Source organism: Streptomyces sp. NPDC048277 (genome assembly GCF_040652235.1).
Taxonomy (GTDB): Bacteria; Actinomycetota; Actinomycetes; order Streptomycetales; family Streptomycetaceae; genus Streptomyces.
The window spans coordinates 79,374-93,866 of sequence record NZ_JBEZLQ010000018.1; the positions used below are offsets into that span (position 1 = coordinate 79,374).

The 14,493-nt window shown below is 71.7% G+C and carries 12 protein-coding genes; 5 read left to right on the plus strand and 7 right to left on the minus strand.

Annotation, left to right across the window (positions count from 1 at the left end):
• Window positions 1-71 precede the first annotated feature (71 nt).
• Genes AB0D85_RS33375 through AB0D85_RS33395 form a run of 5 tightly spaced genes read right to left on the minus strand, consistent with a single transcriptional unit; the run spans window position 72 to window position 4,349 of the window.
• On the minus strand, window positions 72-1,451 hold the full coding sequence (locus AB0D85_RS33375) for a cytochrome P450 (RefSeq protein ID WP_362328501.1): 1,380 nt from the start codon (window positions 1,449-1,451) through the stop codon (window positions 72-74).
• An 8-nt stretch (window positions 1,452-1,459) separates the two neighbouring features.
• The gene (locus AB0D85_RS33380; RefSeq protein ID WP_362328503.1) at window positions 1,460-2,020 is read right to left on the minus strand and encodes an ATP/GTP-binding protein; all 561 of its coding nucleotides are present in this window, start codon (window positions 2,018-2,020) and stop codon (window positions 1,460-1,462) included.
• A gap of 4 nt (window positions 2,021-2,024) precedes the next feature.
• On the minus strand, window positions 2,025-2,411 hold the full coding sequence (locus AB0D85_RS33385; protein ID WP_362328505.1) for a DUF742 domain-containing protein: 387 nt from the start codon (window positions 2,409-2,411) through the stop codon (window positions 2,025-2,027).
• Window positions 2,404-3,231 carry a roadblock/LC7 domain-containing protein gene (locus AB0D85_RS33390; RefSeq protein WP_362328783.1) on the minus strand — a complete coding sequence of 276 codons (828 nt, stop codon included), beginning with the start codon at window positions 3,229-3,231 and terminating at the stop codon, window positions 2,404-2,406. The genes AB0D85_RS33385 and AB0D85_RS33390 overlap by 8 nt, the downstream gene beginning before the upstream one ends.
• Before the next feature lie 20 nt (window positions 3,232-3,251).
• The gene (locus AB0D85_RS33395; RefSeq protein WP_362328507.1) at window positions 3,252-4,349 is read right to left on the minus strand and encodes an ATP-binding protein; all 1,098 of its coding nucleotides are present in this window, start codon (window positions 4,347-4,349) and stop codon (window positions 3,252-3,254) included.
• A gap of 605 nt (window positions 4,350-4,954) precedes the next feature.
• Here AB0D85_RS33395 and AB0D85_RS33400 point away from each other — a divergent pair.
• The gene (locus AB0D85_RS33400) at window positions 4,955-5,737 is read left to right on the plus strand and encodes a VOC family protein (protein WP_362328509.1); all 783 of its coding nucleotides are present in this window, start codon (window positions 4,955-4,957) and stop codon (window positions 5,735-5,737) included.
• A 116-nt stretch (window positions 5,738-5,853) separates the two neighbouring features.
• On the plus strand, window positions 5,854-6,747 hold the full coding sequence (locus tag AB0D85_RS33405; protein WP_362328511.1) for a ferredoxin: 894 nt from the start codon (window positions 5,854-5,856) through the stop codon (window positions 6,745-6,747).
• A gap of 3 nt (window positions 6,748-6,750) precedes the next feature.
• On the opposite strand, the gene AB0D85_RS33410 is transcribed toward AB0D85_RS33405, so the two are convergent.
• Window positions 6,751-6,936, minus strand: a complete 186-nt coding sequence (locus AB0D85_RS33410; RefSeq protein WP_362328513.1) for a hypothetical protein — start codon at window positions 6,934-6,936, stop codon at window positions 6,751-6,753.
• A 35-nt stretch (window positions 6,937-6,971) separates the two neighbouring features.
• Window positions 6,972-9,695: an FUSC family protein gene (locus AB0D85_RS33415; protein WP_362328515.1), complete on the minus strand. Its 2,724-nt coding sequence runs from the start codon at window positions 9,693-9,695 to the stop codon at window positions 6,972-6,974.
• Window positions 9,696-9,921: 226 nt separating this feature from the next.
• Here AB0D85_RS33415 and AB0D85_RS33420 point away from each other — a divergent pair, with 226 nt between their 5' ends.
• The 3 genes from AB0D85_RS33420 to AB0D85_RS33430 are packed head-to-tail and all read left to right on the plus strand — an operon-like array spanning window position 9,922 to window position 14,445.
• Entirely contained in the window at window positions 9,922-10,989 is a 1,068-nt protein-coding gene (locus AB0D85_RS33420; RefSeq protein WP_362328517.1) for a LacI family DNA-binding transcriptional regulator, read from the plus strand.
• Complete coding sequence (locus AB0D85_RS33425; protein WP_362328519.1) at window positions 10,986-12,509, plus strand: sugar ABC transporter ATP-binding protein; 1,524 nt, start codon at window positions 10,986-10,988, stop codon at window positions 12,507-12,509. The genes AB0D85_RS33420 and AB0D85_RS33425 overlap by 4 nt, the downstream gene beginning before the upstream one ends.
• A complete protein-coding gene (locus AB0D85_RS33430; RefSeq protein WP_362328521.1) occupies window positions 12,499-14,445 on the plus strand; it encodes a substrate-binding domain-containing protein in 1,947 nt (648 codons plus the stop codon). The genes AB0D85_RS33425 and AB0D85_RS33430 overlap by 11 nt, the downstream gene beginning before the upstream one ends.
• Window positions 14,446-14,493: the final 48 nt, after the last annotated feature.

Genomic DNA, 14,493 nt, shown 5'->3' on the forward strand with positions numbered 1-14,493 from the left:
CCAGCCGCCATCCGTACCCGCCGGATGATTGAAGCATCCAGTAACCCAGTACTTTCATAGGGTTACCTACGTCACTCGCCATTCACCCAGGCACGGAAACGGCTGAACAGCCCGCCGCTCTTGGGGCGCGGCGCCGCGTGGGCCGGCCGGCCGGCCGAGACCGACTGCGGAAGAGCGGCGGACGACTGCGCCGGCTGGCCGGAAGACGGTGCCGCGGGGCGGTTTCCGGCCGCGTGCGGCACGGTGCGGGGGGTATACCGGATGGGCACGGTCACCAGCGAGCGGCTCCACGGGGTCGCCACCCATGCGAGTTCCTTGAAGGGGACCCGCACCTCGACGTCGGGCAGCCGGTTGAGCAGGGACTCGACGGCCGTGGCCGCGATCATGAACGCCGGGTCCTTGGCCGGGCACGCGTGCGGGCCCGCGCCGAAGGCCAGATGGGCCTTGGAGCTGAGCTGCTCGCGGTGCTCGGTCAGCTTGGGGTCGGTGTTCGCCGCCGCGAAGGAGATCAGCACCGGGTCGCCCGCCCGCAGCGTCCGGTCCCCCAGCTCGACGTCCTGGGTGGGGTAGTGGCCCGCGTAGTTGGCGATCGGCGCGTAGTTCCAGAGTGTCTTCACGACCGCGTCCTCGACCGGCAGACCGCTCGGCCAGTCGTCGCTGAGGTACAGCGCGGCGCTGGTGCCGATCGAGGCCGACAGGGGCGCGGTTCCGCCGGACAGCAGGGTCACGAGCTGGTGCAGCACCTCCTCGTCGGTGAGCCGGGCGGAGTGCACCATCAGCCGGGTGGTGAGGTCCTCACCGGGCTGCCGGCGCTTGAGTTCGATCAGTTCGGCGAGCGCGCCGCCCAGGGTCTCGTCGGCCCCCGGGGTGCCCTGGAAGATGCCGGTGATCCCGGCGATGACGCGGTCGCCGAGCTCGGGCGGGCAGCCGAACAGGTCGCCGAAGACCAGCAGGGGCAGCGGCTGGGCGTAGGCGGCCATCAGCTCGGCCTGGCCGAGGGCCTCGGAGCTGAAACGGCTGATCAGGTAGTCGGCCGACTGCTGGGTCAGCCGGACCAGCCGGCCCTGGTCGACGGTGGCGAGGCTGTCCGTGACCGCCTGCCGCAGCCGGGCGTGCGCCGCGCCGTCGCTGAACAGGGCGTTGGGGCGGTAGCCCATCATGGGCAGGGCCGGGCTGTCCGCCGGCACCTTCCCCTCGTTCAGGGCGTTCCAGCGGCGCGAGTCCCGCACGAACAGGGTCGGGTTCTGCAGGATGTACAGACTGGCGTCGTAACTGGTCACCAGCTCGACCTCGACGTCCGGCGCGATGTCGACCGGGGCGCTGGGCCCCAGCGAGCGCAGCTGGGCGTACACGCTCTCGGGGTCGGAGCCGAAGTCGGCCCCGTACAACGGGACGTTGCCGTGTGCGGGGCAACCGGCCGGTATCCCGGCCTTGTCGAAGGGCTGTTGCATGGTGGCTCCTAGCCGAGTGAGGACAAGAGGTGCTTCACGAGTGTGATGAGTGCCTGCATCGAGGAGTCCTGGTCACGGACGTCGCAGTCGATGACCGGGGTCTCCTCGGAGATGTTGAGTGCCTCGCACACCTCGTCCAGCGGGAACTGGCTCTTCCCGTCGAAGGTGTTGACACCGATGACGTAGGGCAGGCCGAACGCCTCGACCAGGTCCAGGATGGGGAACGTCTCCTCCAGCCGGTCGGGGTCCACCAGGACCAGCGCACCCAGCGCGCCCCGGGACAGCCCCTCCCACATCTGCTTGAACCGTTCCTGCCCGGGGGTTCCGAAGATGTAGAGGACCAGGTCCTCGCTGAGGGTCAGACGCCCGAAGTCCATGGCCACGGTCGTGGTCGTCTTGTCCGGGGTCTCGGAGAGGTCGTCGAGTCCCTCGCTGGCCTCGGTGATCTCCTCTTCGGTCTGGAGCGGCTCGATCTCGGAGACGCTTCCGATGTACGTGGTCTTCCCGACCGCGAAGTGGCCCACGACCAGGACCTTCACGGAGCGGGAGACGTCGGGATCCAGATACACGTAGTTACGCTCCGGTTCGTATGCGCATCAGGCCGTCGAGCACGGCGGTGAGCAGGACGGGGTCGTGGCGTTCGGCGTGGGGCACCGGATTCCGCACATGGATCAGACCGTCCTCGGCCATCTGCGCCAGCAGGATGCGGACGATGCCCAGGGGCAGTTGGGTGTGGGCGGCGACCTCGGCGACCGAGAGGAAGCCGTCCGCGATCAGGTCCATGACCGTACGGGCCTCGGGGGCCAGCGTGCGGGCCGCCGCCACGGCGCCGTCCCGGGCCGTGATGATCGTGGTGTGCTCGTACTCGCTGTCCCGTGGCAGCGCGCGCCCCTGCGCGATGACGAAGAGTGGGACTAATGGGGCCGTCAGCTCCAGCTCGGCGTCCAGGTCCTCATGCATCGCCCGCCCTCCCTCCCTGAGCGACCGGCCCCGCGGTGAGCGCGGGCATCGTGTCACTCAGACGTACGGTGAACTCCTCGATATCGCTGCCGTGTTCGGCCGCCGCCGCGAGGAAGGCACCCTCGCCGGCCGCGATCAGGAACACCCAGCCGTGCTCGAACTCGATGACCGTCTGGATCCAGTCGTCGTCCTGCCGCCCGCCCGCGAACGGGGCGGTCGCCCGGCTGTAGGCGTGGATGCCCGTCATGGCCGCCGAGATCGTGTCCGCGAGGTTCCTGCCGATCCCCGCGCTCGCCCCGCGCGGCAGACCGTCCGCGCCGAGCAGCAGAGCGTGCAGGGCGCCCGGCACCGATGCCACCGCCTTGTCCAGCTCCGCGAGAACGAAGACCCCTCCGCCCTCCGCCTCACGCGTGGCCGAGGGACCGTCCCCGGTCTGGGCCGCGTCACCGGCGGTCACCCGCGGCGGGGCCGTGAGGTTGTTGCCCAGCCGGGAGACCAGCCGGTTCATACGGAACGAGAGCTGCTCCATGTCGACGTCCGGCTCCGCGGCGGCGGCCAGGTAGGCCCCCTGCCCGGCCCCGATCAGGAACACCCAGCCGTGCTGGAACTCGATGACCGTCTGGATCCACTGCCGGTCCCGCGACGGCCCGGCGAAGTGGGCGGTGGCCCGGCTGAGCGACTGCATCCCCGCCATGGCGGCGGAGATGGTCCGCACGTCCTGGCCGGTCAGGCCGTCCGTGGCCCCGCGCGGTATGCCGTCCGCGGACAGCACCACGGCGTGCCGTGCCCGGGGCACGTTGTCCACGATGTCCTGGACCATCCAGGACAGGTCTGGCGTACTCATGCGTTCTCGGACCCTCCGGGCGTCGGGATGTCGAAGGAGCCCGTGTCACGCGCGGACTGCGTGCCGCGCTGCAGGGCCGCCAGGCTGCCGGTGCCGCGCCGGGCGGTGCGCCGGGGCGTCTGCTCCGCACCCGTGGTGATACCGGTGGGCGACATACGCGAGCCACGCTTCGGCAGGCCGCCCGCCGTGCGCGCCGGCTTGCCGGCCTCCATCGGCCGGATGCTGCTCACGGGCGCCTCGGTGGCCGGCGGCAGGGTCTCCTCCATGGTCCACAGCTCCTCGGGCAGCAGGACGACGGCTCGTACGCCGCCGTACCGGGAGACGCCGGTGACATCCACCGTGAAACCGTGCTGACTGGCGATCAGACCGATCACCGGGAAGCCGAACTTCGGCTGGGTGCCCAGCTGGGACAGGCGGGGGAGGTCCTGGCCGGACAGCAGTGCGCCCGCCCGCTGCCGCTCCTCGTCGCCCATGCCGACGCCGGCGTCGTCGATGATGATGCACAGGTTCTTCTGGACCTGCCGGAAGGTGACCTCGATCGGCGCGTCCGCCTGGGAGAAGCTGGCGGCGTTGTCGAGGAGTTCGGCGACCGCGAGGGCGACCGGCGCGACGGCGGAGGCCTTCAGCGCGATGCCGCTCGGCTGCATGATCTCGACCCGCTGGAAGTTGCGGATCTGGCTCTGGGCGCTGCGGACGACGTCGTAGACGCTGGCGGGCTGGTTGCGGCGGCCCAGCGGCGCGCCGCACATGACCGCGATGCCCTGCGCCTTGCGGGCCATCTGCGCGTTGGCGTGGGTGATGTCCATCAGGTCGGACAGGACCGCGTGGCCGCCGTACTCGCGCTGGACCCCGTCCAGGAGGGTGGTCTGCTCGGCCGCGAGGCTCTGCAGGAAGCGGGCGGCGCCCTTGAGGACCGCCTTGGTGTTCTCCTCGGCGGCCTGCTCCGCCTCGCGGATGACACCGTCCTGCTCGTCCCGAAGCTTCGTCAGATCGACCTGCATACGGTCGAGTTCACCCTGCGTGTACCGCAGCCGCGCCTCCAGCGCGGCCTCCGACTCCTTCTTTCTCCTCCCCAGGCCCCTGCTGCGGAGCACGAGTGCGACGACTGCGGCTGTGGCTATCACCGCTATCGCAACCAGGCACCAAAGAAGCACGTCTTGAGTCATGGAAACCTTTCCCGGCGCGTGGCATGCAGGCGTCAACGGATACGCCTGGCAAGGATCCGCAACCCGTCCAGGGGACTGCATGACTGATTGATGCGGAGTGCTGACCGCGTTCAGGCTCAGGGTGTGAGCAAAAGTGGATCAAGGTCGCAGACGGCGGAATGCTATCACCGTCAACTCCAGTATCAGAGTTCACTCCTTCCGCTTTCACAGGGTCAACATGTCTGCCTGTTAAGGGGCGTTGACGATGCCGTTGCGCGCAGGTCCCCGCACCGGTGGGGCGCGAGCACGCGGACCCCGGCACCCGACGTGAACACTCGGGGGCGCGGGGCTGAACGTCCGGTTCCGGCGGGGCTCGGACCGGTACGGCCCCGGAGCTGGTCCCGGTGCCGGACCGGCGCCGAACGAGGCGGCGCCGCGAGCGGGTGCTCGCGGTCCGGCGCTGACGGACATGACCGGCACGGGTGGCGGAATCCCCGTAAGGCGGTAAGGGTGGGCGGCGGAGGACTTCATCGCGCGCAGGGAGAACGTGCAACATGCCCGAGATCACCACTCCGTATGCGACCGGCACCCCGTGCTGGGTCGATCTGATGGCGCAGGACCAGCAGGCGGCGCTGGACTTCTACCGTGACCTGTTCGGCTGGCAGGGCGAGGTCGGCGGGGCCGACTTCGGCGGATACGCCGTCTGCACACTGCACGGCAAGCCGGTGGCCGGCATCGGCGCGGCCATGGCGCCCGAGGGACAGCCCGAGCCGCCGACCGTCTGGACCACCTATCTGGCCAGCACCGACGCCCAGGCCACCCAGGACGCGATCGTCTCGGCGGGCGGCACCCTGATCGCCCCGGTGATGGACGTCGGCACGATCGGCCGGATGCTGATCGCCGCCGACCCGCAGGGCGCCGTGTTCGGAGTGTGGCAGCCGGTCGAGTTCCACGGCGCCGGGCTGGTCAACGAGCCGGGCACGCTGATCTGGAACGAGCTGAACACCACCGACGTACCCGGCGCGACCGGCTTCTACGGCGAGGCCTTCGGCATCGAGATCCAGCCCATGGAGGGCGCCGACGGGACCTACTGGTCGCTGAACGTCGGCAGCAAGGGCGTCGGCGGCGCCGCCCGGCTCGGGGACGAACGGCCCGGCACCCCGCCGCACTGGCTGACGTACTTCGCGGTGGACGACGTCGACTCCACCGTGGACGCGCTGGTCAAGCGGAACGGCACGGTGCTCGCACCGCCGTTCGAGATGATGGCCGGCCGGATGTCCGTGGTCGCCGACCCGCAGGGCGCGGTCTTCGCGGTCTTCAAGCCCAAGCCGATGTGAGCCCCGGCAGAGCAGCCCGCTGCCGCAAGCACCAGCCCCGGACCCCCTTCCCCTTTCCGTACGGCCGGGGATACCCCTGAGAGGACCGACGGACGGTACGGAAGGGGCACGGGACCATGGGCGCAGAACGGACCGGGCACGGCTGGTGGGTGGACGGACGCTGCACGAACTGCGATGTCGCGCGGCAGTTCGCCCCGGGACTGATCGGCGAGGTCGGCGGCCGTTCCGCCGTGCTGCGCCAGCCGCGCGACGAGGCGGAGACCGGGCGCTTACACGCGGCCGCGCACGCCTGCCCCACCCGGTCCGTCCGCCCCCCGGACGGCCGGCTGGACCCGGCGCGGGACCCCTTCCCCATGCCCCTCGACGACACCGGCACGGTCCACCTGTGCGGGCACAACTCCCCGCACACCGCCGGCGCCAACTCCTACCTCCTCCGCCGCCCCGACGGCACGTCGCTGATGGTGGACACCCCGCGCTGGAACCCGGTCCTCGCCGCGCGCCACGAGGCGCTGGGCCCGGTCACCGACGTGCTGCTCACCCATCGCGACCACGCCGCGCACGGACGCCGGTACGCCGACCGCTTCGGCGCCCGGCTCTGGATCCACGAGGGCGACCTCGACGCCGCCCCGGACGCCGACCGGGTGCTGCGCGGCACCGAGCCGGCCGAGATCACCGACGGCGTGCTCGCCCTCCCCTTCCCCGGTCACACCCGGGGCAGCGTGCTCTACGTCGCGGACGAGCGGTACTGCTTCAGCGGCGACAGCTTCTACTGGTCGCGTACGACGGCGGACCTCGAGGTGGCCGAGAGCGTCACCTGGTACGACATCCGGATACTGGCCGCGTCCCTGGCCCGCGCCGCCGACCGGCTGCGCTTCGAGTGGCTGCTCCCGGGCCACGGCGACCGCCGCCACCTCCCCCACGACGACATGACCGCGCGGCTACGGCACCTGGCCACCCGCACCCGGGACCTCCGACCCCGCCCGGTGGACTTCACCGCGGTCCGCTGGTGACGGTCACTCCGCCGCGCCGGTCCGCCGACGGCGTACGATCCCCCGCACCCAGGCCAGCAGGAACACCGCGTAGCCGACGGTCACCCCGATCGCCCAGGTGGCCGAAAGCCTGCCGCCGAGGATCAGGGATCCTTCCAGGAGCGCGACGCAGAGCAGGATCAGGCCGTCACGTATCTCGCTACGGATCACGTCCGCCACCTTAGAACGACCACCGGCGCCTCCCCTTACCCGCCCGCCACGCTCCCCCTCGCCGCCGTGGCGACGCCGGACTGGAGGCGGCGGGCGGCGTCGACGTGGTCGCCGGTCCAGATGACGCGGACGGCGGTGCCGGTGGCCCGGCCCGTGTCGTCGACGAGGTCCGAGCGGACGGACTCGACGAGGCGCGCGGCGGCCTCGGGACGGCGCTGGAGCGGCGCCGGGACCGCCGTACCGGCGTCGAGGCACACCGCGAGCGACCGGTACCAGCCGGCGACCCGGCTCGCGGCACCGAGAACGACCCGATGCGCCTCGGTCCGCCCACCGCCGTCGCGCTCGGCCGCACACGGATCGCCGCCCCTGCCGCTGTCCGTGTCGCTCCACAGTGACACCACCGCGTCCGCCGCCAGCCGCAGTGCGACCACGCCCGTGACCAGCGTGGCCATGTCGGCCAGGGTCGCCGACTTGGCACCCCGTTCGGCCAGGTAGGTGCGGAACGCGTCGTCGAGGCGGCGGGCGGCGGCCGCGGCCTCGCGGCCGACCGTGTCCACCGCGGCCGCGGGATGCCCCAGGGCGCGCGCGACGGCGTCGGCGAGGTAACCGGCGCTGTCGGTGTAGGCCGCGGCGAGCGCCCGGTGGACGGCGGCCGCGGCGCCCCGGGGCCAGAAGAACACGGCGACGACGATGCTGACCGCACAGCCCAGGGCGATGTCCTGGACGCGGAGCAGGGCGACGTGGAAGTCGGGGTCGTGGCCGATGTTGAACAGCACGACCAGGGTCACGGCGAACGCTGCCTGCCCCGCCGCGAAGGAGATGGCGGCGGGCGCGATCCCGGCCATCAGGATGGCGACCGGGAGGACGAACCACAGGGCGGTGCCGTGGTGCCCGATCAGGTGCAGCAGCCCGGCGCCCACGATCGAGCCGACCACCGTGCCGGCGACCGCGCGCAGGGCGTTCTGGCCCGTGCTGAGCGCGTTGGAGCGCAGCACCGACAGGGTGCCGAGCAGCACCCAGAAGGAGTGCTGTACGTCGGTCACGCCGGCCAGCAGGACTGCGATGCCCAGTCCCACGGCGCCGCGCAGGCTGTTGTGCAGCCACACCGAACCGCGGCCCAGATGCGCCGCGGCCCGTTCGCGGGCCGACGTCAGCGCGGCGGCCGACGCGTCCGGGTCACGGCCGAGGAGCCGGTCGATCCAGCCGCGCTGCTCGGCGGCGGCGGCGAGCCGCACGTTGCCGGCGATCTGCAGGACGGCGAACCCGAGTTCCTGGGCGCGGAAGGACAGGTCGAGGACGGCGAGGAACCCGTAGACGTCGGCCTCGCCGGTGCCGACGGGATGGTGGGCGGGCAGCCGGGCCGTGGAGCTCCGCTCCATGCCGCGCAGGGCCGCCCGCAGCTCGTCGGCGGCCGTGCACAGCGGTCCGGGGTCGCCGTGCCGCAGGTCGGTGAGGAGACCGGCGGCGTGGTCGAGAACGTCGGCGGCCAGCAGCCGCACGGTCCGGGCGGCCGGATCGCAGGCCGGAGCCGGGTCGGTCCGGAAGGGCCGGTCCCCCAGGATCCCGCACAGCCAGGTCAGTTCGTCGACCAGCCGCACCAGGGCACGCGAGGTCGCGGACAGCCCGGTGGGCCGGTACGGCGTGGCATCGAACACGGCCCGCAACTCCGCACTGGCCCCAGCGGTGCACTCCATGGCAAACCGCCGCCGCGCGGCATCCACGGCGGGGTCGGGGGCCGGGTGCGAGGAGGGGGCCGGACCCCGGTGCGGGGCGGGCTCCGAGGCGGAGTCCAGATGCGGGGCGAGATCCGGGTACGGGACGGGACCCGAGGCGGAGTCCAGATGCGGGGCTGCCGAGTCCACTCCGGCCGGGTCCGAGGCCGCCGGCTCCGAAGCCGCCCAGTCCACTCCGGCCTGATCCGACACAGCCGACTGCGAAGCAGCCCGGTCCACTCCAGCCCGGTCCGACTCGGCCTGGTCGAAGGCCGCCGACGCCGAGGCATCCCGGTCTCCTCCCTCCTCGTCCGACACCGCCGACGCCGAGGCAGCCCGGTCCGCTCCAGCCGGTCCCCAGGAGGCAGAACCCCCTCCGCCAACCGGTCCCGAAGGGACAGACCCCGCACCTTCAGCCGAGCCCGAAGAAGCAGAACCCTCGCCCCCAGCCGACTCCGAAGCAACAGAATCCCGCCCCGCCAACCCCGACGCATCCGCCCGCAGGTCCTCCGCCGCGGCCCGGCACGCCCGGACCGCCGGTGTGCCGAGGGGGTCGGCCACGGGGCGCGGCCACAGCAGGCAGACCGCGGGCAGTGCCGCCGCCGCCGCGAGGCCCGCCCCCGCGAGCCGGGCGGGCAGGTCCGCCAGCGGTGCCGGTGACGCCACCGGCAGGACGAAGGCCAGCAGCAGCGCCGTGGAGCTTCCCGCCAGCACCGAGCTGACGACTCCGGCGAACAGCACGGCGAAGCCGACCAGCACGGTCACGGCGACCGCGAGCCAGAGCGGCCGGGCCACCAGCGTGCCCACGCTGATCAGCACCAGCCAGGCCACCGCGAGCCCCGCCTGCGCCCGCAGCCGTTCCAGCATCGGGCCGGTGAAATCGACCAGCAGCAGCATCGAGAACGCGCCGAACGCGGCGAAGCTCGCCATCGTCGGGGAGTGGAACACCTGACCGCACAGCGCGAACAGGGCGGGCATCAGCAGCGCGGTCCGCGCGGCCCGCCGGGTCGCCGCCAGGTCCGGATCGTGCGCACGCAACCACCCCACACCACACATATGAGGCACGGCCCCGGACGCACCGCAACCCGGCGAGGGTGAATAAAGCGCCCGATAACTACACATATCACCCACTCGGCCGCATCGGTCACATCGGTCACGATTGGATTTCGGCCACCCCCACCCCCTTGCCACACCCCCGTGTAATCGATTCCAATCCTCGGTACACGAAAGCGTGTAATCGATTCCACGAGTTCCACGAGGAGGTGGAGCGACGATGGCGAGCATCAAGGACGTCGCCGCCCAGGCCGGCGTGTCCGTCGCCACGGTGTCCCGTGTCCTGAACGACCATCCGTCGGTCAGCGACGACGCCCGCACCCGGGTCCTGGCCGCCGTCGAGACGCTGGGCTACCGCCCGAACGCCGTCGCCCGTTCCCTGCGCACCGACCAGACCCGCACCCTCGGCCTGGTCATCAGCGACGTACTCAACCCGTACTTCACGGAACTCGCCCGCTCGGTCGAGGAAGAGGCCCGCGCGCTCGGCTACAGCGTCATCATCGGCAACGCCGACGAACGTCCCGACCTGCAGGACCATCACGTACGGACGCTGCTCGACCGCCGGATCGACGGCCTGCTCGTCTCCCCCACCGACGGCGGCTCGCCGCTGATGCTGGAGGCCGCGCGGGCCGGTACGCCCATGGTGTTCGTCGACCGGTGGATCCCGGGCGTCGACGTCCCCGTCGTACGCGCCGACGGCCGGGCCGCCATACGGGACCTCGTCGCGCATCTGCACCGGCTGGGGCACCGCAGGCTCGCGATCATCGCCGGGCCCGCCGCCACCACGACCGGCAGCGAGCGCGTCGAGGCCTTCCGGGAGGCGCTCGCCGAGTACGGCCTCTCCCTCCCGGACGCCTACATAGGCCAGGGCGACTTCCAGGCCGAGAGCGGGCGCCGGGTCACCGAGGGCTTCCTCGACCTGCCCGAGCCGCCCGAGGTCGTCTTCGCCGCCGACAACCTGATGGCGCTCGGCGCGCTGGACGCGATCCGGGCGCGCGGGCTGCGGGTGCCGGAGGACATGGCGCTGGCCGCGTTCGACGACATCCCCTGGTTCGTGCACACCGACCCGCCCATCACGGCGATCGCCCAGCCCACGGGCGAGCTGGGCCGCGCCGCCGTACGCGCGCTGATCGACCGTATCGAGGGCCGGACTCCCCGGTCCGTCACCCTCCCGGCCCGGCTCGTCGCCCGCCGCTCGTGCGGCGAAAACCCGGACGAGAGCCCGGACGAGAGCCCGGACGAGAACCCCCACGGCAACCAGACCCCTGTGCAAAGGAGCACGTCGTGAGCAACCCGGACGAGTTGCTGCGCATCGAGGGCATACGGAAGTCCTTCCCCGGCGTGGTCGCGCTCGACGGCGTCGACTTCGATCTGCGCCGGGGCGAGGTCCACGTACTCCTCGGTGAGAACGGCGCGGGCAAGAGCACCCTCATCAAGATGCTCTCCGGCGCCTACACGCCCGACGAGGGGCGCATCCTGGCCGGCGGCGAGGAGGTGCGCATCCATGGTGCGCAGGACTCCGAGCGCCTCGGGATCGCCACCATCTACCAGGAGTTCAACCTCGTTCCCGATCTCACGGTCGCCGAGAACATCTTCCTGGGCCGGCAGCCGCGCCGGTTCGGAATGATCGACCGGAAGCGGATGGAGGCCGACGCGGAGGTGCTGCTCGCCCGTGTGGGCGTGCCCGTCTCGCCCCGCGCGCTCGTCCGCGAGCTCGGTATCGCCCGGCTCCAGATGGTCGAGATCGCCAAGGCGCTCAGCCTGGACGCGCGCGTGCTCATCATGGACGAGCCGACCGCGGTGCTCACCTCGGAGGAGGTGGAGAAGCTCTTCGCGATCGTGCGGCAGCTGCGCGAGGACGGCGTCGGGATCGTCTTCATCACGCATCACCTGGAGGAGATCGCCGCCCTGGGGGACCGGGTGACGGTCATCCGGGACGGGAAGTCCGTCGGGCAGGTGCCCGCCTCCACCCCGGAGGCCGAGCTGGTACGGCTCATGGTCGGCCGCTCCATCGAGCAGCAGTACCCGCGCGAGCGGGCCGAGACCGGTGCCGCCCTGCTCTCCGTCGAGGGGCTGACCCGCGACGGCGTCTTCCACGACGTGAGCTTCGAGGTGCACGCCGGGGAGGTCGTGGGGATCGCGGGCCTGGTGGGTGCGGGCCGTACGGAGGTCGTACGGGCGGTGTTCGGCGCCGATCCGTACGACAAGGGCGCGGTGAAGGTCTCCGGTACGGCGCTGAAGCGGGCCGACGTCAACGCGGCCATGTCCGCCGGGATCGGGCTGGTCCCCGAGGACCGCAAGGGGCAGGGGCTGGTCCTTGGCGCCTCCGTCGAGGAGAACCTCGGCCTGGTGACCTTGCGGAAAGCCACCCGGGCCGGGATCGTCGACCTCAGGGCGCAGCATGCCGCCGCCGAGCGGATCGCCCGGCAGCTGGGCGTCCGGATGGCGGGCCTCGGGCAGCACGTGCGCACGCTCTCCGGCGGCAACCAGCAGAAGGTCGTCATCGGCAAGTGGCTGCTCGCCGACACCAAGGTGCTGATCCTCGACGAGCCCACGCGCGGTATCGACGTCGGCGCCAAGGTCGAGATCTACCAACTGATCAATGAGCTGACGGCCGCCGGAGCCGCCGTACTGATGATCTCCAGCGATCTGCCCGAGGTCCTCGGCATGAGCGACCGGGTGCTGGTGATGGCCCAGGGCCGGATCGCGGGCGAGCTCTCCGCCGCCGAGGCCACCCAGGACTCCGTGATGGCACTCGCCGTCAGCAACCCCACCACGACCGACAAGGAGGCCGCTCGTGGCCACTGACACGCTCAAGGGCAACACATCGGGCGCCGGTGGCGCCGCGGCCGTGCGCCGGCTGCTCCTCGACAACGGCGCGCTCACCGCGCTGATCGTCCTCATCATCGCGATGTCGGCGCTGTCGGGGGACTTCCTCACCACCGACAACCTGCTGAACGTCGGCGTCCAGGCGGCCGTGACGGCCATCCTCGCCTTCGGTGTGACCTTCGTGATCGTCTCGGCGGGCATCGACCTGTCGGTGGGCTCGGTGGCGGCCCTGTCGGCCACCGTGCTGGCGTGGAGCTGCACCCAGCACGGGGTCCCGGTCGTCATCGCGGTGGTGCTGGCGGTCCTGACCGGTGTCGCGGCCGGTCTCGTCAACGGCTTCCTGATCGCGTACGGCAAGCTGCCGTCGTTCATCGCGACGCTCGCGATGCTGTCGGTGGCGCGCGGTCTGTCGCTGGTGATCTCCGAAGGCTCCCCGATCGCCTTCCCCGACTCGGTCTCGCACCTCGGTGACACGCTCGGCGGCTGGCTGCCGGTGCCGGTCCTCGTCATGGTCGTCATGGGGCTCGTCGCGGCCTTCGTGCTCGGCCGGACGTACATCGGCCGCTCGATGTACGCGATCGGCGGCAACGAGGAGGCCGCCCGGCTGTCCGGGCTGCGGGTGTCGAAGCAGAAGCTCGCCATCTACGCGCTGTCCGGGCTGTTCGCGGCCGTCGCGGGCGTCGTGCTGGCCGCCCGGCTGTCCTCCGCGCAGCCGCAGGCCGCCAACGGCTACGAGCTGGACGCCATCGCCGCGGTCGTGATCGGCGGCGCCTCGCTGGCCGGCGGCACGGGCAAGGCCTCCGGCACGCTGATCGGCGCGCTGATCCTCGCGGTGCTGCGCAACGGTCTCAACCTGCTGAACGTGTCCGCCTTCTGGCAGCAGGTCGTCATCGGTGTGGTCATCGCGCTGGCGGTGCTCCTGGACACCATGCGCCGCAAGGCCGGGGCCACCCCGGCGGCCCCCCGGATCGGCGGGAGCAAGGGCAGGCAGGCCGGGACGTACGCGCTCGCGGTGGTCATCACCGTGGCGCTGGCGGCCGCGACCTCCTTCCTGCACTCGGGCTCCGCCTCCGGCACCCCGAGGGTCGGGCTGTCCCTGTCCACCCTCAACAACCCGTTCTTCGTGCAGATCCGGTCCGGCGCCCAGGCCGAGGCGAAGAAGCTGGGCGTGGACCTGACCGTCACGGACGCCCAGAACGACGCCTCGCAGCAGGCCAACCAGCTGCAGAACTTCACCAGCTCGGGACTCGGCGCGATCATCGTCAACCCGGTGGACTCGGACGCGGCGAGCAACTCCGTGAAGGCCGCCGACAAGGCGAACATCCCTGTCATCGCCGTCGACCGGGGCGTCAACAACGCCAAGACCGACACCCTGGTCGCCTCCGACAACGTCGCCGGCGGTGAGCTGGCCGCCAAGACGATCGCCGAGAAGCTCGGCGGCCACGGCAAGATCGTGATCCTGCAGGGCCAGGCCGGCACCTCCGCCGCCCGCGAGCGCGCGCAGGGCTTCGCCAACGGTCTCAAGGCCTACCCCGGCATCCAGGTGGTGGCCCAGCAGCCGGCCGACTTCGACCGCACCAAGGGCCTCGACGTGATGTCGAACCTGCTGCAGGCCCACCCGGACGTCCAGGGCGTCATCGCCGCCAACGACGAGATGGCGCTCGGCGCGATCAAGGCGCTGGGCTCCAAGGCCGGCACGTCGGTGTCGGTGGTCGGCTTCGACGGCACCCCGGACGGCCTGACCGCGGTGAAGAACGGCACGCTGTACGCCTCGGTCGCCCAGCAGCCCTCCCAGCTCGGGAAGATCGCCGTGGACAACGCGCTCAGGGCGATCCAGGACAAGAAGGTCGACCCGATGATCAAGGTGCCGGTGAAGGTGATCACGAAGGAGAACGTGGCCGGCTTCACGGGCTGAGCCACCGAGGGACACCGAAGGAGGCGGCCGGACGGTTCAATGCATGTG